Source organism: Streptomyces sp. NPDC055749 (assembly GCF_053617235.1).
On the sequence record NZ_JBSHFH010000001.1, the window covers coordinates 357,665 to 374,685 of the forward strand.

General features: G+C 71.4%; 15 protein-coding genes. 11 read left to right on the forward strand and 4 right to left on the reverse strand.

Annotated features, from left to right (window positions below; translation table 11 throughout):
- Positions 1-26 precede the first annotated feature (26 nt).
- Complete coding sequence (gene radA, locus ACWGO0_RS01675) at positions 27-1,439, reverse strand: DNA repair protein RadA (protein ID WP_443037486.1); 1,413 nt, start codon at positions 1,437-1,439, stop codon at positions 27-29.
- Between the two features lie 183 nt (positions 1,440-1,622).
- Here radA and ACWGO0_RS01680 point away from each other — a divergent pair, with 183 nt between their 5' ends.
- A complete protein-coding gene (locus ACWGO0_RS01680) occupies positions 1,623-3,386 on the forward strand; it encodes a BACON domain-containing protein (protein WP_453526325.1) in 1,764 nt (587 codons plus the stop codon).
- 53 nt (positions 3,387-3,439) lie between these two features.
- Here ACWGO0_RS01680 and ACWGO0_RS01685 read toward each other — a convergent pair whose 3' ends face one another.
- Complete coding sequence (locus ACWGO0_RS01685; RefSeq protein ID WP_453526328.1) at positions 3,440-4,288, reverse strand: hypothetical protein; 849 nt, start codon at positions 4,286-4,288, stop codon at positions 3,440-3,442.
- Positions 4,289-4,328: 40 nt separating this feature from the next.
- Here ACWGO0_RS01685 and ACWGO0_RS01690 point away from each other — a divergent pair, with 40 nt between their 5' ends.
- The 4 genes from ACWGO0_RS01690 (at position 4,329) to ilvD (ending at position 8,933) form a co-directional block, all read left to right on the forward strand.
- Positions 4,329-5,276, forward strand: coding sequence for a Ppx/GppA phosphatase family protein (locus tag ACWGO0_RS01690; RefSeq protein ID WP_453526329.1), 948 nt, complete (start codon positions 4,329-4,331; stop codon positions 5,274-5,276).
- A gap of 124 nt (positions 5,277-5,400) precedes the next feature.
- Complete coding sequence (locus ACWGO0_RS01695; RefSeq protein WP_453526331.1) at positions 5,401-6,225, forward strand: sugar phosphate isomerase/epimerase family protein; 825 nt, start codon at positions 5,401-5,403, stop codon at positions 6,223-6,225.
- Positions 6,222-6,839 (forward strand): TetR/AcrR family transcriptional regulator, encoded by a 618-nt coding sequence (locus ACWGO0_RS01700; protein WP_453526334.1) that lies wholly within the window; start codon positions 6,222-6,224, stop codon positions 6,837-6,839. Before ACWGO0_RS01695 ends, ACWGO0_RS01700 begins: the two co-directional genes overlap by 4 nt.
- A 243-nt stretch (positions 6,840-7,082) precedes the next feature.
- A complete protein-coding gene (gene ilvD / locus ACWGO0_RS01705; RefSeq protein WP_453526337.1) occupies positions 7,083-8,933 on the forward strand; it encodes a dihydroxy-acid dehydratase in 1,851 nt (616 codons plus the stop codon).
- A gap of 61 nt (positions 8,934-8,994) precedes the next feature.
- Here the strand turns inward: ilvD and ACWGO0_RS01710 are convergent, their stop codons facing one another.
- Positions 8,995-11,214, reverse strand: coding sequence for a protein kinase domain-containing protein (locus ACWGO0_RS01710; protein WP_453526340.1), 2,220 nt, complete (start codon positions 11,212-11,214; stop codon positions 8,995-8,997).
- A gap of 123 nt (positions 11,215-11,337) precedes the next feature.
- Here ACWGO0_RS01710 and ACWGO0_RS01715 point away from each other — a divergent pair, with 123 nt between their 5' ends.
- From ACWGO0_RS01715 to proC, 5 genes are all read left to right on the forward strand, one after another.
- Positions 11,338-11,640, forward strand: a complete 303-nt coding sequence (locus tag ACWGO0_RS01715; protein WP_453526343.1) for an SH3 domain-containing protein — start codon at positions 11,338-11,340, stop codon at positions 11,638-11,640.
- A gap of 34 nt (positions 11,641-11,674) precedes the next feature.
- Positions 11,675-12,226, forward strand: coding sequence for a hypothetical protein (locus tag ACWGO0_RS01720; protein ID WP_453526346.1), 552 nt, complete (start codon positions 11,675-11,677; stop codon positions 12,224-12,226).
- 78 nt (positions 12,227-12,304) lie between these two features.
- Positions 12,305-13,096: an ABC transporter ATP-binding protein gene (locus ACWGO0_RS01725; RefSeq protein WP_453526349.1), complete on the forward strand. Its 792-nt coding sequence runs from the start codon at positions 12,305-12,307 to the stop codon at positions 13,094-13,096.
- Positions 13,093-13,851, forward strand: a complete 759-nt coding sequence (locus ACWGO0_RS01730; RefSeq protein WP_453526352.1) for an ABC transporter permease — start codon at positions 13,093-13,095, stop codon at positions 13,849-13,851. The genes ACWGO0_RS01725 and ACWGO0_RS01730 overlap by 4 nt, the downstream gene beginning before the upstream one ends.
- A gap of 61 nt (positions 13,852-13,912) precedes the next feature.
- Complete coding sequence (gene proC / locus ACWGO0_RS01735; RefSeq protein ID WP_453526355.1) at positions 13,913-14,722, forward strand: pyrroline-5-carboxylate reductase; 810 nt, start codon at positions 13,913-13,915, stop codon at positions 14,720-14,722.
- A 168-nt stretch (positions 14,723-14,890) separates the two neighbouring features.
- On the opposite strand, the gene ACWGO0_RS01740 is transcribed toward proC, so the two are convergent.
- Complete coding sequence (locus ACWGO0_RS01740; protein ID WP_453526358.1) at positions 14,891-15,475, reverse strand: cysteine hydrolase family protein; 585 nt, start codon at positions 15,473-15,475, stop codon at positions 14,891-14,893.
- Between the two features lie 73 nt (positions 15,476-15,548).
- Between ACWGO0_RS01740 and ACWGO0_RS01745 the strand changes: the two genes are divergently transcribed.
- A complete protein-coding gene (locus ACWGO0_RS01745; protein WP_453526361.1) occupies positions 15,549-16,550 on the forward strand; it encodes a GlxA family transcriptional regulator in 1,002 nt (333 codons plus the stop codon).
- The last annotated feature ends 471 nt before the right edge of the window (positions 16,551-17,021 follow it).

The window sequence follows — 17,021 nt, forward strand, 5'->3', positions numbered from 1 at the left end:
ACGGGCGGGCGAGACCAGGGCAAAGTCTACCGGCGCGCATTGTCCTCCTGTGGTCCGTCCGGACGAGACCGGCGCGGGAGCACTCTGAGGGCATCGCCCATGTCGGCGACTTCCGTGACCTTCATACCGGACGGCACCTTTCCCGGGTCGCTCGGTACGAGCGCGTGGGTGAACCCCAGGCGGTACGCCTCGGCCAGCCGGCGCTGCACCCCCGTCACCCGTCTGACCTCGCCCGCAAGGCCCACTTCACCGATCGCGACCAGGTTCTTCGGCAGCGGGGTGTCGCTCGCCGCACTGGCCAGCGCGAGGGCGATCGCCAGGTCCGCGGCGGGCTCGGTCAGCTTCACGCCGCCGACCGTCGCACTGTAGATGTCCCGCTTGCCGAGCGCGCTGATCCGCCCCCGCTGCTCCAGCACCGCCAGCATCATCGACACCCGGGAGGTCTCCAGACCGGAGGTCGTGCGCCGGGGCGAAGGGATCTGCGAATCGACCGTCAGCGCCTGCACTTCGGCCACGAGGGGCCGCTTGCCCTCCAGCGTGACCGTCAGACAGGTCCCGGGAACCGGCGCGTCGCGACGGGTGAGGAACAGACCCGAGGGATCGGCGAGGCCCGTGATCCCCTCGTCGTGGAGCTCGAAACAGCCCACCTCGTCCGTCGCCCCGTACCGGTTCTTGACGCCCCGGACGAGACGGAGACGGGCATGGCGGTCGCCCTCGAAGGACAGCACCACATCGACGAGGTGCTCCAGCAGCCGCGGTCCGGCGATCGCGCCGTCCTTGGTGACATGGCCGACCAGCAGCGTGGCCATGCCGCGCTCCTTGGAGGCCCGGATGAGCGCCCCCGCCACCTCCCGGACCTGCGCCATCCCGCCCGGCGCGCCCTCGATCTCGGGCGAGGCCACGGTCTGTACGGAGTCGAGGACGAGGAGGGACGGCTTGACCGCGTCCAGATGGCCCAGGACCGCGGACAGGTCGGTCTCCGCCGCGAGGTAGAGGTGGTCGTTGATCGCCTTGATCCGGTCGGCGCGCATCCGGACCTGGCTCGCGGACTCCTCCGCCGTGACGTACAGCGTGCGGTGGTCCTCACTTGCCGCCTTCGCGGCCACGTCCAGCAGCAGCGTCGACTTTCCGACGCCGGGCTCGCCCGCGAGCAGCACGACGGCGCCCGGCACGAGACCCCCGCCCAGGACGCGGTCGAGCTCGCCGACGCCGGTCGAGCGGGCGGTGGCCTGGCGGCTGTCGACCTGGCCGATGGGCACGGCGGCTGTGGAGACCCGGCCGGCGGCCGTCGTACGCACGGCGGGGGCACCGCCGAATTCCTCGACCGTCCCCCACGCCTGGCATTCGGGGCAGCGGCCGAGCCACTTGGCGGTCGTCCAGCCGCACTCGGTGCAGCGGTAGGACGGCCGGTCCTTCGCGGATTTCGTACGGGCAGCCATGGCGCCACCGTATAGGTGAGGTCCGACAGTGCGGCCCGGTGCGGGTCCGGCGCGGGGGCGCGCGCAGGGGCTTCCGGCCGAAACCGGAATTGCTGTCCTCTTTTGAGGGATACGTTCACCCGTAAGGATTAAATGTGGTCAAGGGGTGCTAAGGGTGTGCCTTCCCCTGCCTACGGTCGCCAGGTGACGAGCACCAGGCTGGAGACCCCCACACACACCACCGGCGCACACCGGGCGCACCGTCGCGCCCCCCACTCGTCGGCGCAGCGGACGCCCGCACGTTACGAGCCCTATCTCGACGGTCTCTTCACCTATTGCCTCTCCGTGCTGTGCGATCACGAGGCGGCGACGGAGGCGCTCGGCGCGGTCCTCGTCGTCGCCGAACGGCAGGACGGCCGGTGCCCGGAAGGTGAGGAGGAACGTAAATCCTGGATGTACGCGCTGGCCAGGTGGATGTGCCTGCGCAAGCTCACCGAGCAGAAGCGGGGCCGCCAGGCCCACCGCCAGCCCGCCAAGGGAGGCTCGGGCCCGGAGGAAGCGGCCGTCCCGGCGCCCTCCGAATCCCCCGCCGCGGAAGCGCGCCGCCGTGAACTCGCGCAGCTGGCCTGGCCCGAGGCCGCCGGCACCACGCCCGAACAGCGCGAAGCGCTGGAGCTGGCGGTACGCCACCGGCTCGCCCCGCGCGCCGTGGCCGCCGTCCTTGGTCTCGAACCAGCCGTCGCGCGCGAACTGCTGGCCGCCGCCGCCTGCGAGGTGGAGCGGACCCGCGCCGCCCTCGCCGTCGTCGAGACCGGCAACTGCCCCACCGTCGCCCGGCTCACCGGCGACCACCAGGTCCTGCTCTCCGCCGCCCTGCGCCGCGAACTCGTCCGCCACGTCGACGACTGCCCCCGCTGCCGCCGCGCCGCCGAACGGGCCGGCGCCACGGGCCCCTGGCCCGGCGCGACCGTCAGCCCCGCCGCCGCGCTGCCGGTCGTCGAGGCGCCCCGCCCCTCCGTCCAGGTAGCCATGGCGCAGGCCCAGCGGTCCCGGTCGGGCGGCCCGCGCTTCGGCCGTACGGGCTTCCCGCTGGACCCCAAGGACCACGCGGCCCGCAGGGACCGGCTGCGCGCCCGGGTCCTGACGACCACGGTGGTCGCGACCGTCGTCGCCGCCCCCGTGATCGCCCTGTGGGCCGCCTACCGGGGGGCGCCGCAGACGGGGGAGGGCCATGCGGGTTCCACGGTCGCGGCCACGGAGAGGGACAGCGACGGCGCCCTGGAGGGCGAGGGGTACGACCACTACGAGAACGCGGGCAATGCCCGTCCCGACAAGAACGGCCGCTTCACGGCGGGAGCCCGTACCCCGGACGTCTCGGCAGAGGTGATCAGCACCGGCGGTCCGCAGGGCCCCGGCAGCCTGGCCGTCACCGCCCGCTCGTCCGGCGACCTCACGACGATCACACTGACGGCCTCCGGCTCCGAAGCCGTCTCCTGGTCGGCCTGGGTGGACGCACCCTGGCTCCACCTCAGCAGCACGTCCGGCAGGCTCGCCCCCGGCCGTAGCGTCACGATCCGCGTCTCCGTGGACCACGGGGCGGAACCGGACGGACCGTGGCGCGCACAGGTCGGCTTCGCCCCGGCAGGGTCCGTGGTCGCGATCGACGGGTACGGGGCCACGGCGCCGCCGCACGGCGGACCGACGGGCCCCTCGGCCCCGGCCACCCCGTCCGAACCCGCGGAGCCGTCGGAGCCGCCCCCGACGCCCACGGATCCCACGCCGACCCCCACGGACCCGACGCCGTCACCGGACCCGACGGACCCGACACCGACCCCCACCGAGCCGACACCGGACCCGACCGACCCGACACCTACGCCCACGGACCCGGCTCCGTCACCCGACCCGAGCGACCCCGGCGGCCCGAGCGACCCGGCGACCAGCCCGAGCGCCTCGGACCCGGCGGGCTGACGAAACCGCCGGCCCGCCGGCCCGACCGTCAGTGAACCGCGCCCACCCGCCCGTCAGGCCGGCTCGACCGGATCGGCCGGGTGCGGCGCCATCGGCAGCAGCGACGAAAGCCGCTCCTCGCACAGCTCGACCAGCCGGTCGTACGCCGGCTTGCCCATCAGCTCGGTGAGCTCCGGCCGGTAGGACACGTACACCGGATCCCCGGCCCCGTGCGCCGACGTCGCCGAGGTGCACCACCAGTGCAGGTCATGACCGCCCGGGCCCCAGCCCCTGCGGTCGTACTCCCCGATCGACACCTGGAGCACCCGGGTGTCGTCGGGCCGGTCGATCCAGTCGTACGTACGACGGATCGGCAGCTGCCAGCACACGTCCGGCTTCGTTTCGAGGGGCTCCTTGCCCTCCCGCAGCGCCAGGATGTGCAGCGAACAGCCGGCACCGGCCGCGAAACCGGGCCGGTTCTGGAAGATGCAGGAGCCCTCCCAGCGCCGGGTCTGCCGTTCGCCGTCCTCGTCGACGCCGACCCAGCCCGTCTCCGTACCGACGTCGTGGAACTGCCACAGGTCCGGAGTCAGCCGGGCGACGTGACCGGCGACCCGCTTCTCGTCGTCCTCGTCGGAGAAGTGGGCGCCCAGCGTGCAGCACCCGTCGTCCGCTCGGCCCGCCTGGATGCCCTGGCAGCCGCTTCCGAAGATGCAGCTCCACCTGGAGGTCAGCCAGGTCAGGTCGCAGCGGAAGATCTGCTCGTCGTCCGCGGGGTCCGGGAACTCGACCCAGGCCCGCGCGAAGTCGATCCCCGTCTCGTCGGACCTGTCGGGTCCGTTCGTTTCCGGCTGCTGCATCTCCCGCTTCGTTTTCTGCTTCTTCGTGGCTTTGTCCGGCTTCGCCTTTTTCGTCTTTGGCACGCGCCAAGAGTAAGTCCGCCGGAGCAGTAGCGTTCCGGGTATGAGACTCGGAGTCCTCGACGTGGGGTCGAACACGGTTCATCTGCTGGTGGTGGACGCCCACCCCGGCGCCCGCCCGCTGCCCGCGCACTCGCACAAGGCGGAGCTTCGGCTGGCCGAACTCCTCGACGCGGACGGGGCGATCGGCCCCTTGGGCGTGGACCGGCTCGTGTCGACGATCGCCGGTGCGCTCCAGGCCGCCGAGGACAAGGGCTGCGAGGACGTGCTGCCCTTTGCCACCTCCGCCGTGCGGGAAGCGACCAACGCCGACACGGTGCTGGCCCGGGTGCGGGAGGAGACGGGCGTCGACCTCGCCGTCCTCAGCGGCGAGGAGGAGGCGCGCCTCACGTTTCTCGCGGCCCGGCGCTGGTTCGGCTGGTCGGCGGGGAAGCTGCTCGTCCTGGACATCGGCGGGGGCTCGCTGGAGGTCGCTTTCGGCATCGACGAGGAGCCCGACGCCGCGGTGTCACTGCCCCTCGGGGCCGGGCGCCTTACGGCCGCCTGGCTGCCCAGCGACCCGGCGGACCCGCTGGAGGTGAAGGCGCTGCGCCGCCATGTGCGGGCCAGGATCGCCCGCAGCGTCGGCGAGTTCACCCGCTTCGGCCGCCCCGACCATGTCGTCGGCACCTCCAAGACCTTCAAGCAGCTCGCCAGGATCGCGGGCGCCGCGCGTTCCACGGAGGGTCTGTACGTACAGCGCGTCCTGACCCGCAAGGCGCTGGAGGAGTGGGTCCCGAAGCTGGCGGCGATGACCGTCGAGCAGCGGGGCGACCTGCCCGGGGTCTCGGAGGGGCGTGCCGCGCAGCTGCTGGCCGGGGCGCTGGTCGCCGAGGGGGCGATGGACCTGTTCGGTGTCGAGGAGCTGGAGATCTGCCCCTGGGCGCTGCGCGAGGGTGTCATCCTGCGACGGCTGGACCACCTTCCGGCGGAGCAGGTCGCCCTGTACTGACCCGTGCGTTCGGGGGGCCGCCCACCCGGACGGCCCCGCCGGCCACGAGCCCGTACGCCATGGGCCTTCTCACTTTCGGTCAAGGTCCCGTGGAGACGCGCACTGCTGCCCGTACCCTGATCTGGTGGCAGAACCAGTGGTGCGCGTTCCGGATGCGAAGGTCATCCTGTCGACTGCTTCGGTCTATCCGGAGTCGACGGCGACGGCCTTCGAGATCGCCGCGCGCCTGGGCTACGACGGTGTCGAGATCATGGTCTGGACCGACCCGGTCAGCCAGGACATCGAGGCGTTGAAGCGGCTCTCGGACTACCACCAGGTCCCGATCCTGGCGGTGCACGCGCCCTGTCTCCTCATCACCCAGCGGGTCTGGTCCACCGACCCGTGGGTGAAACTCCAGCGCGCGCAGGCCGCGGCGGAGAGCCTCGGGGCGTCGACCGTCGTCGTGCACCCGCCGTTCCGTTGGCAGCGCAACTACGCGCGCGACTTCGTCAGCGGCATCTGGCGCATGGCCGACGAGACCGATGTCCGGTTCGCCGTCGAGAACATGTACCCGTGGCGCTACCGGGACCGCGAGATGCTCGCGTACGCCCCCGACTGGGACGTCACCAACGACGACTACCGGCACTTCACGGTGGACTTCTCGCACACCGCGACCGCCCGCACCGACGGGCTGGCCATGGTCGACCGGATGGGCGACCGGCTCGCCCACGTCCACCTCGCCGACGGCAAGGGCTCGAACAAGGACGAACACCTGGTGCCGGGCCGCGGCGACCAGCCCTGCGCGGAGCTGCTGGAGCGGCTGGCCCGCACGTCCTTCGACGGCCATGTCGTCATCGAGGTCAACACTCGTCGCGCCATGTCCTCCGCCGAACGCGAGGCCGATCTCGCGGAGGCGCTGGCCTTCACCCGGCTGCACCTGGCGTCGGCCGCGCAGGCCCCCCGCCCATGACGCCGGACGCCCCCGCGCCCCGCCGCCGTGGCCGTCCCTCCCGTACGACGGAGGCCACGGGCCCCGACGCCCGCACCCGCATCCTCGAAGCCGCCCGCACGGAATTCGCCGAGCGCGGCTACGACAAGACCTCGGTCCGGGGCATCGCCAAGGCGGCGGGTGTGGACGCCGCACTGGTCCACCACTACTTCGGTACGAAGGACGAGGTCTTCGCCGCGGCCATCGAGGTCTCCTTCGAACCGGCCCTGGTGATCCCCGCGGTCCTCGACGGCTCCATGGACGGGCTGGGGGAGCGGCTGGCCCGCTACTTCATCTCCGTATGGGAGAACCCTGCGACCAGGGCCCCGCTGCTGGCGATCATCCGCTCCGCCCTCACGCACGAGGCGGCGGCGAAGGTGCTGCGGGGCTTCGTGCTGCGGCGGCTGCTGGAGCGGATCGCGGCGGAACTGGACGTACCCGATCCGACGTTCCGTGCGGAGCTGGCCGCCTCGCACATGATCGGCATCGCGATCCTCCGGTACGTGATCAAGGCGGAACCGCTGGCGTCGGCGGACCCGGAGAAGATCATCGAGATGGTGGCGCCGACGCTCCAGAGATACTTGACCGCGCCCTGAACTTTTCAACGTGTCCGGCACAATTCAGCCCGTCCGGCGTTTGAGGACCGGGGCCCGGGGCGGAGCCCCGGTTTCGGGAAGGGGCGGGTAGGGGATCAGGCCCCGCGCAGCGGCCCACCCCCGCACCACCCCGACCCTGCCCACCCACCGAGCACCACATCCCGCATTCCGGACACACTGTCCAGATCGTGGAGTCGAGGCGTACGCTCGAAGACAGTCTTTTCCGTCGAAGGAGCGAGCGCGATGCCCCAGCTGAGGTCCCGCACTGTCACCCACGGCCGCAACATGGCGGGCGCCCGCGCCCTAATGCGGGCATCGGGCGTAGCGAGCGAGGACATCGGCAAGCCGATCATCGCGGTGGCCAACTCGTTCACCGAGTTCGTCCCGGGTCACACCCATCTCGCCCCGGTCGGCCGCATCGTCTCCGACGCGATCCTGGCGGCGGGCGCCGTCCCCCGCGAGTTCAACACGATCGCCGTCGACGACGGCATCGCGATGGGTCACGGCGGCATGCTGTACAGCCTCCCGTCCCGCGACCTGATCGCGGACAGCGTCGAGTACATGGTCGAGGCCCACTGCGCCGACGCCCTCATCTGCATCTCCAACTGCGACAAGATCACCCCCGGCATGCTGATGGCGGCGCTCCGCCTCAACATCCCGACGATCTTCGTCTCCGGCGGTCCGATGGAGGCCGGCAAGGCCACCCTCGTCGACGGCACGGTCCGCAGCCTCGACCTGGTCGACGCGATGTCCGAGGCGGTGAACGACAAGGTCTCGGACGAGGACATGCTCCGTATCGAGGAGAACGCCTGTCCGACCTGCGGTTCCTGCTCCGGCATGTTCACCGCCAACTCGATGAACTGCCTCGCCGAGGCCATCGGCCTGGCCCTCCCCGGCAACGGCTCGGTCCTCGCCACGCACACCGCGCGCAAGGCCCTGTACGAGAACGCCGGCCGCACGGTCGTCGAGATCACCAAGCGCCACTACGAGCAGGACGACATGAGCGTCCTGCCGCGCAACATCGCCACCCGCGCCGCGTTCGAGAACGCCATGGCACTCGACATCGCGATGGGCGGCTCCACCAACACGATCCTGCACCTGCTGGCCGCGGCCCAGGAGGCCGAGCTGGACTTCGGCCTGGAGGACATGGACGCGGTCTCGCGCCGCGTCCCGTGCCTGGCCAAGGTCGCGCCGAACGTGGCCCCCGGCGGCACGTACTACATGGAGGACGTCCACCGGGCGGGCGGCATCCCCGCCATCCTCGGTGAGCTCTACCGCGGCGGCATGCTGAACGAGGACGTGCACACCGTCCACTCCGCCACCATCACCGAGTGGCTCAAGACGTGGGACGTGCGCGGCGGCTCACCGTCCGCCGAGGCCGTCGAGCTGTGGCACGCGGCGCCCGGCTGCGTCCGCTCCGCGACCGCCTTCTCGCAGTCCGAGCGCTGGGACACCCTGGACACGGACGCCGAGGGCGGCTGCATCCGCTCCGTCGAGCACGCTTACTCCAAGGACGGCGGTCTGGCCGTTCTCCGGGGCAACCTCGCCGAGGACGGCTGCGTCGTGAAGACCGCCGGCGTCGACGAGTCGATCTGGACCTTCGAGGGCCCGGCCGTCGTCTGCGAGTCCCAGGACGAGGCCGTCGACAAGATCCTCCGCAAGGAGATCACCCACGGAGACGTCGTCGTCATCCGTTACGAGGGTCCGCGCGGCGGCCCCGGCATGCAGGAGATGCTCTACCCGACCTCGTTCCTGAAGGGCCGCGGCCTCGGCAAGACCTGCGCCCTCATCACGGACGGCCGCTTCTCCGGCGGTACGTCGGGTCTCTCCATCGGCCACGCCTCGCCGGAGGCGGCATCGGGCGGCACGATCGCGCTCGTCGCGGACGGCGACCGGATCAGGATCGACATCCCGAACCGTTCCATCGAACTCCTCGTCCCCGAGGAGGAGCTGGCCACCCGCCGCGAGGCACTGAACGGCGTCTACGCGCCCAAGAACCGCGAGCGCAAGGTCTCGGCCGCGCTGCGCGCCTACGCGGCGATGGCGACGAGCGCGGACCGCGGCGCCGTGCGCGACGTCTCCAAGCTCGGCTGACCAGCCGGACCGCTCCACTTCACGGCCCCGGGCACCGGTTCACCGACCGGCTCCCGGGGCCTCACCAGTCCGCGGGACGGCGCCCGTCGACGGCGAAAACGGAACCGTCGGGGGACGTTCCGTACACGGTCCGCCCGATGGCCACGGGAGCGGGCAGCGCCGAGGCGTACGTGAGCTTTCCCGCCCGCAGCCGGGCCCGGGTCTGACCCAGCAGCGTTCCGCGCTCCGTGTCCACGGCCAGCAGCCGCCCGTCGGCCGCCGAGAAGCACAGACGGTTCCCACCGGCCAGTACGGGCGGTGAGGTCCGCCCGGCTCCGGTCTCCAGACGCCACAGCTCGGCACTGCCGCCCGCCGGGCCGGTGTCCATCGCGAGCAGCGATCCGCCGCGCGCGAGCAGATAGGCCGTGTCCCCGCCCATCACCACTTCCGGTTCGTTCATACGGAAGGGCAGCTCCAGCCGTGTGACGGCCTTGCTCGCCGGCTCGTAGCGGACGAGTCCCACGGTCTGGGCCTCCGCGTTCATGGCCGTCAGCACCAGCGCGCCACCGGGCGCCCCCACGGGCGTGAGCGTCCCGTCCAGCCTGTCCTGCCACGCCGTGCGCCCGGTGGCGGCTTCGAGGGCCGTGACCAGGGTCGTGGCGCCGTCGGCCGCGTGCTCGAAGGCGTACGCGAGCCCGGACCCGTCCTCGTACAGCGCGTAGTCCGGCCGTATGTGACCGGGCACCGCCCGCGCCCACCGCGAGGCCCCGGTCCTGCCGTCCAGCCCTTCGGCTGTGCCGTTCTCCCGGGTCATCAGCAGTGTGTCCCCGGCCGAGAAGGGAACGCCGAGGTACGTCGACAGGTCCGCGTCCCAGAGCTGTCCGCCCCGGTCCGCGTCGTACGCCCGGAGCCTGCCGGCGGGATCGGATACGTGGACGACTCCGCCCGACAGCACCCCCACCGACGGCGCGTCCCCCGAGGACTGCCGGTGGGACCAGGCCACCCTCCCGTCCGCCGGATCGAGCCGCGCCGTTCCGAAACCGGCCGCCGCGCAGTACAGCCCGCCGCCCGCTCCCGTACAGACCGGCGTCGAACCGCCCGACGAGGGCAACGGCGTCACCCACGGCGCGAAGGCAGCCGGAACCGCCCCCTTGCCGCCCCCGCCCCCGGCCGAACCGCCCCCGCCCGGAGGCTCGCTCCCGCCCAGGAGCCCGACCGCACCGGCGCCCCCGGCGGCGAGGACCAGCAGCACCGCACCGATCGCGGCCCAGCGCGCCCGGCGTCCCCCGCCGCTCCGTTTCCGCGCCTGAGCGGGACCGGACACCCGTACATGCGTCTCGGTCTCCGAGGTTGCCGAGCTCTCCGAGGCTGCCGAGCCGCCCCGCACCAGGGCAGCCGCACCCCCGGACGCCGCCGACACCGATCCCGCCGCCGGCCGCCGCTGCGACGGTATGAACGCGGCGGCCTCGTACGACGGAGGATGCAGCGCGAGCGCCGTCATGATCTCGTCCGGAGTGGGCCGCTCCGCAGGGTCCTTCGCCAGACACCGTGCGACCAGCGGTGACAGATCCGCCGGCACCCCGGCGAGATCGGCCTCGTCGTGCACCACCTGGTAGGCCACGATGTACGGACTGTCCGAGTCGAAGGGCCCCCGCCCGGTCGAGGCATGGACCAGCACGGCCCCCAGGGCGAACACATCCGCGGCGGGCCCGACCTCGCGGGGCCGCTGGAACTGCTCGGGCGCCATGTACGGCGGCGAGCCGATCAGCTTCCCGGTCTCCGTGCGCAGATCACTGTCGTACGGCCGGGAGATCCCGAAGTCGATGACCTTGGGCCCGGAGTCGGAGAGCAGCACGTTGCTCGGCTTCAGGTCGCGGTGGATGACACCGGCCCGGTGGGTGTCGCGCAGCGCCTCGGCCAGGCCCGCGGTGAGCCTGCGGAGTTCGGCGGGAGCCAGCGGCCCGTTCCGCTTCACCTGTTCGGAGAGCGTCGGGCCGGGCACGTACAGCGTCGCCATCCAGGGCAGCGCGGCGGTCGGATCGGCATCGACGACCGGCGCCGTGAACGCGCCGCTGACCCGTCGGGCCGCCGCCACCTCCTGCCGGAAACGGGCCCGGAACTCCGGGTCCGCCGCATGCTGCCGGTGCACGATCTTCACCGCGAGCTGGAGCCCGGACGCGGAGCGCGCCAGGTGCACCACACCCATGCCGCCCGCTCCGAGACATGCCTCGAGTCGATACTGCCCGGCGTACTCAGGATGCTCCGCTTCCGGATCGAATCCGGTCCCTCGCAGCGGCGGCATCGCCCACCCCCGTGTGTTCGTCCGCAAGCGCGACGCACGGAGCCTAGTCGATGGTGTGTGCGATAGGGGTGGGGCTTGTTAGCCTGCGCGTCGCATGGATCGTTTCCAACGGGGGGAGGCCACATGGCCACGGAAGAGAACACAGTTGTGGAGAGCGCGGCACTCGCGTCGGACGGCGTGACGCGCTATCCGATCGCACCGGGATACCGGGTCAACGTCCGACGGGGACCGGGCACCAAGTACGGCATCGTCCGGACGCTCCCGTACGGATGGAGCGTCCCGGTCTACTGCCAGAAGCCGGGGGAGTGGATCGCCGGCCCGTACGGCACCACCAACCTCTGGGACAACATCGCCGACGGCGAGTTCGTCTCGGACGCGTACGTCAAGACCGGCAGTGACGGGTACGTCGCTCCGCGCTGCGACTGACACCCACCCGGGCCGGCCGGGGATAATCGACCTCGTGAGCGAGAACAGCGAGAGCAGCGAGACCAGCGAAACCCCCGGCTCCGGCCCCGGCACCAAGCCCTCCGGCGCCACCGCGCCCGGCCCGCAGCCCGAACCCATCCGTTTCTTCGGCACGACCTGGGTCGGCCACGACGGCGGTTACGGGCTGCGGCGAGCCGGAGTCGCCGTCGGCTCCCTCGCCGCGGCCGTCGCCGCCTGCTTCGTCCTCCGCTTCGCCTACCAGGGCCTGGAGATCGCGGACGTGGGCAGTCTCGTCGGCATGCTGGTCGTCCTGATGTTCGCGATCTGCAGCGCCATCGCCTTCCGCAAGACCTGGGAGGGATTCGGCCGCCGGCCCGAGGACCCGGCCCGCGAGGACAACCTGCGCGGCCTGAAGTCCATCGGCTTCATCGGCTCCCTGCTCGCGTACTTCTTCCGCTCCCTCACGGAGGCCCCGGGCGAGAAGCTGCGGCGTACGGAGTACGAGACCGCGCTCGCCCAGTACACGAAGCGCCGCGCGGCCCGCACGGGAAACCCGGCAGCCCGCAAGCGCCCCAAGCGCAAGTAGCCGCGCAAGCACCCCCGCCCCGGCTCCCCCGCGCGGATCCCTTGACGCCGGCACACCGCCAGGATCAAAATTCATCACATGATGAATTCCGCGCACGCGGACGGACCGCCCCCCGCCATCGAAGCCCGCACCCTGACCGTCGTACGCGGCGAACGCACCGTCCTGCGCAACCTCGGCTTCACCGTCGAACCCGGCAGGATCACCGGCCTCCTCGGCCCCTCCGGCTGCGGAAAATCCACCCTCATGCGCGCCGTCGTAGGCACCCAGGCCAAGGTCACCGGCACCCTGAACGTCCTCGGCACCCCCGCCGGCCACCCCACCCTCCGCCCCCGCATCGGCTACGTAACCCAGGCCCCGTCCGTCTACACCGACCTCACCGTCCGGCAGAACCTGGACTACTTCGCAGCCATCCTCCAGCCCGGCCGCCACCACCGCGACGCCCGCGGGGAGGCCGTCACCCGCGCCATCGAGGACGTCGACCTCGCCTCCCACGCGGACGTCCTCGCCGGCAACCTCTCCGGCGGCCAGAGCAGCCGCGTCTCCCTCGCCGTCGCCCTCCTCGGCACGCCCGAACTCCTGGTGCTCGACGAACCGACCGTCGGACTCGACCCCGTCCTGCGCCGCGACCTGTGGAACCTCTTCCACACCCTCGCCGCCGACCGCGGCACGACGATCCTCGTCTCCTCGCACGTCATGGACGAGGCCGAACGCTGCCACCGCCTGCTCCTCATGCGCGAGGGCGAGATCCTCGCGGACGACACCCCCGAGGCCCTGCGCACCGGCACAGGATCCGACACCGTCGAGCAAGCCTTCCTCCACCTGGTCGACCAGGCATCAGCGACCACCGGCCGCCAGGAGACCCCCCGATGAACGCCACCCCACGCACGCTCACCCCCGCCCGCACCACGGCCACCGCGGCCCGCGTCCTGCGCCAGCTCCGTCACGACCCCCGCACCATCGCGCTGCTGCTGCTCATCCCGGTCCTGATGATCACGCTGCTCCGGTACGTCTTCGACGGCAGCCCACAGACCTTCGACGCCATCGGGGCCTCGCTGCTCGGCATCTTCCCGCTGATCACGATGTTCCTGGTGACCTCGATCGCCACCCTGCGCGAACGCACATCGGGCACCCTCGAACGTCTCCTCGCCATGCCCCTCGGCAAGGGCGACCTGATCGCCGGCTACGCCCTGGCCTTCGGCGCCGTCGCCGTCGTCCAGTCCCTCCTGGCCACCGCACTCTCCGTCTGGGTACTCGGCCTGGACGTCGTCGGCTCACCCTGGCTGCTGCTCCTGGTCGCCCTGCTCGACGCCCTCCTCGGCACGGCCCTCGGCCTGTTCGTCTCCGCCTTCGCCGCATCCGAGTTCCAGGCCGTCCAGTTCATGCCGGCCGTGATCTTCCCGCAGCTGCTCCTCTGCGGTCTGTTCACCCCGCGGGACCAGATGGCCCCCGCACTCGAAGCGATCTCGAACGTCCTGCCCATGTCGTACGCCGTCGACGGAATGAACCAGGTACTCCGCCACACCGACGTCACCGCCGACTTCCTCCGCGACATCCTCGTCGTCGCCGGCTGCGCACTGCTCGTCCTCTGCCTCGGCGCGGCCACCCTCCGCCGCCGCACGGCCTGACGGCCCGATGCGAGGATGACGCCGAGAAAGACGAACAGAGCACCGCCCGGAGGGTGAACCCATGACCCAGACAGTCGCAGTCCTCGGCACAGGCAAGATCGGCGAGGCACTGCTCAGCGGCATGATCCGGGCGGGCTGGCGCCCGGCCGACCTCCTGGTGACCGCGCGCCGCTCGGAGCGCGCCGAAGAACTCCGCACCAGGTACGGCGTCGAGCCCGTCACCAACGCCGAAGCCGCCAAGACCGCCGACACCCTCATCCTCGCGGTCAAGCCGCAGGACATGGGCAAGCTCCTCGACGAGCTGGCCCCCCACCTCACCGCCGACCGCCTGGTCATCAGCGCCGCCGCGGGCATCACGACCGCGTTCATCGAGGAGCGCCTCACTGCGCACACTCCGGTCGTACGCGTCATGCCGAACACCCCCGTCCTGGTGGACGAGGGCATGTCCGTCATCTCCGGCGGCAGCGAGGCCACCCCCGCGCACCTCGCCCACACCGAGGAGATCTTCGGCAGCGTCGGCAAGACCCTCCGCGTCCCCGAGTCCCAGCAGGACGCCTGCACGGCCCTGTCCGGCTCGGGCCCCGCGTACTTCTACTTCCTCGTCGAAGCGATGACCGACGCCGGAATCCTCCTGGGCCTGCCCCGCGCCCAGGCCCACGACCTGATCGTCCAGGCCGCCATCGGCGCCGCCGTCATGCTCCGCGACAGCGGAGAACACCCGGTCAAGCTCCGCGAGGCCGTCACCAGCCCCGCCGGCACCACGATCAGCGCCATCCGGGAACTGGAGAACCACGGCGTACGCGCCGCCCTCATCGCCGCCCTCGAAGCCGCCCGCGACCGGAGCCGCGAACTGGCCACCGGCAACGGCTGACCGCTAGGGCCTGTCCGGCGGATCATGGTCGGGGCCACGGCGTCTGGCACGGCACCTCGCGGCGTTGCCAAAACGCCCGAATAGCTCCGCTATTAGGACGCTTCGGCGCCTTGCGATGCACCGCACCAGACGCCGCGTCCTATCCGACCCTGATCCGCCGGACAGGCCCTAGCCGGCCGCAGCGACCAGCTCCGCACTCCGCACGACCTTCGCGAACCCACCGCCGTGCAACGTCACGGCGGTGGCCCGCGCCAGCTCCTCCGCACCCAGCGTCCACCCCCAGGGCCCCACTCCGTCGAAGGTGTACGTCGCGTCCAGCGCGAAGAACACCTCGTACCCGAGATTCCCGCCCATCCGCGCCGTCGTCTCCGCGCACATATTGGTCTGGATACCGGCCACGACGATCTGCCGGACTCCGCCATCCCGCAGCCAGGAATCCAGATCGGGCGCCCCGTAGAAGGCGGAGTTCACGCTCTTCGTCACGAAAAGCTCGGGCCCGCTCCCCTTACCCCGCCGCTCCTCCACATAGCTCTTGAAGGCGTTCCCGGGATATCCCACCCGCAGCGGCGAATCGGGCTTGGGCGAGTCATGCCGTACGAAGACGACGGGCCGCCCGCTCGACTGCCAGGCATCGATCAGCCCGGCGATGTTCCGATCGGCATCGGGATTGTTCCGGGGCCCCCAGTGCCCCTCCTCCTCGAAGCCTTCCTGCACGTCCACCACAACCAGCGCCGCGTTCTCCGAAATCTCCATGCCCCGATCCTCCGCCGACGCGCGCCGCCCGCCCAGCACCACAAAAGCCATCGACCGATGATTTACTGCCACGATGGCCGCCACGACGCGCATCGCACTCCTCGCCTTCCCCGGCATCAGGGCCTTCGACGTCTCCGTCATCACGGAGGTCTGGGGCGTCGACCGCACCGACCGCGGCGTACCCGCGTTCGACCTGCGCCGCACAGCCGCGCACCCCGCCCCCATCCCGCTCCGCGGCGGCCTGACCCTCACCCCGGACCGCACCCTCGCCTGGCTGCCCCGCGCCGACCTGATCGTGGTCCCCGGCCTGGACGACCACGTGACCCCGGCCCCCGCCCCGGTGCTCGACGCCCTCCGCCGCGCGCACACCGCAGGCACCCCGATCGCGGCGCTCTGCGGAGGAGCCTTCACCCTGGCCCAGGCGGGCCTGCTCGACGGCCGCCAGGCAGTCACCCACTGGAACCTCACCGGCCTCCTCCGCACCCACCACCCCCACGTCACGGTGGTCCAGGACGCCCTGTTCCTCCACGACGACAACATCTGGACCTCCGCCGGCACCGCAGCCGGCATCGATCTCTGCCTGCACCTCGTGCGTAAGACCCATGGCGCCGAAACAGCGGCCACGATCGCCCGGTCGATGGTCACGGCCCCGTTCCGCACCGGAACCCAGGCCCAGTTCATCGAGCACCCCACCCCGCACACCGACCGCGACGCCGACACCCTGGCCTCGGTACGCGCCCACGCCCTGACCCACTTGGCCGAACCCCACACGGTCGCGACCCTGGCCGCCCACGCCGGCATGTCCCCGCGCTCCTTCGCCCGCCACTTCCAGGCCACGACGGGCACGACACCGCTCCGCTGGCTGATCACCCAACGCATCGCCGCAGCCCAGAAGCTCCTGGAGCGCACGGACCTCCCGCTCCCCGAAGTGGCCCGCCGCACGGGCTTCGGCAGCGAGATCACCATGCGTCAGCACTTCGCGACCCACCTCTCCACCAGCCCCCGCGACTACCGCCTGGCCTTCCACGACGACGCGCCCCGGCCGGCGGTTGACACACCCCGCACCGATCCGTAGTGTGCTCCGAGTTGTCCGACGTGAGCGCCGACCCCGGTCGGTCCCCGGACAGCCATTCCGCAAGAACCACCTGAAGCGAGCGACAGCTGTCGCACTGCTTTCTGTGCGCATTTGCGAAATGAGGAATCCGCGTTCGAACGAGCGTGACCCGATTAGCGTCGGGGCCCGGGATTCGCTAAAGTCTCACTCGTCGGAACGGCCCAACGGCCGGGAAGACAGCCCCCACTGATTGGGAATCAGGCCCGAAAGGATCTGATAGAGTCGGACTCGCCGGAAAGGGAAACGCGAAAGCGAATTCCTGGAAAGCAAATCCCAACTTCGACTGGGAATCGGACACGAAAGAGTCTGATAGAGTCGGAAACGCAAGAACGAAGGGAAGCGCCCGGAGGGCCCCGGTGAAACGGGACCGAAGGAAGCGTCCGTTCCTTGAGAACTCAACAGCGTGCCAAAAGTCAACGCCAAATATGTTGA

Coding starts and splice junctions, on each gene's coding strand:
- radA (WP_443037486.1), bottom strand. CDS start 1,439: ATGGCTGCCCGTACGAAATCCGCGAAGGACCGGCCGTCCTACCGCTGC.
- ACWGO0_RS01690 (WP_453526329.1), top strand. CDS start 4,329: ATGAGACTCGGAGTCCTCGACGTGGGGTCGAACACGGTTCATCTGCTG.
- ACWGO0_RS01700 (WP_453526334.1), top strand. CDS start 6,222: ATGACGCCGGACGCCCCCGCGCCCCGCCGCCGTGGCCGTCCCTCCCGT.
- ilvD (WP_453526337.1), top strand. CDS start 7,083: ATGCCCCAGCTGAGGTCCCGCACTGTCACCCACGGCCGCAACATGGCG.
- ACWGO0_RS01710 (WP_453526340.1), bottom strand. CDS start 11,214: ATGCCGCCGCTGCGAGGGACCGGATTCGATCCGGAAGCGGAGCATCCT.
- ACWGO0_RS01715 (WP_453526343.1), top strand. CDS start 11,338: ATGGCCACGGAAGAGAACACAGTTGTGGAGAGCGCGGCACTCGCGTCG.
- ACWGO0_RS01725 (WP_453526349.1), top strand. CDS start 12,305: ATGATGAATTCCGCGCACGCGGACGGACCGCCCCCCGCCATCGAAGCC.
- ACWGO0_RS01730 (WP_453526352.1), top strand. CDS start 13,093: ATGAACGCCACCCCACGCACGCTCACCCCCGCCCGCACCACGGCCACC.
- proC (WP_453526355.1), top strand. CDS start 13,913: ATGACCCAGACAGTCGCAGTCCTCGGCACAGGCAAGATCGGCGAGGCA.
- ACWGO0_RS01740 (WP_453526358.1), bottom strand. CDS start 15,475: ATGGAGATTTCGGAGAACGCGGCGCTGGTTGTGGTGGACGTGCAGGAA.
- ACWGO0_RS01745 (WP_453526361.1), top strand. CDS start 15,549: ATGGCCGCCACGACGCGCATCGCACTCCTCGCCTTCCCCGGCATCAGG.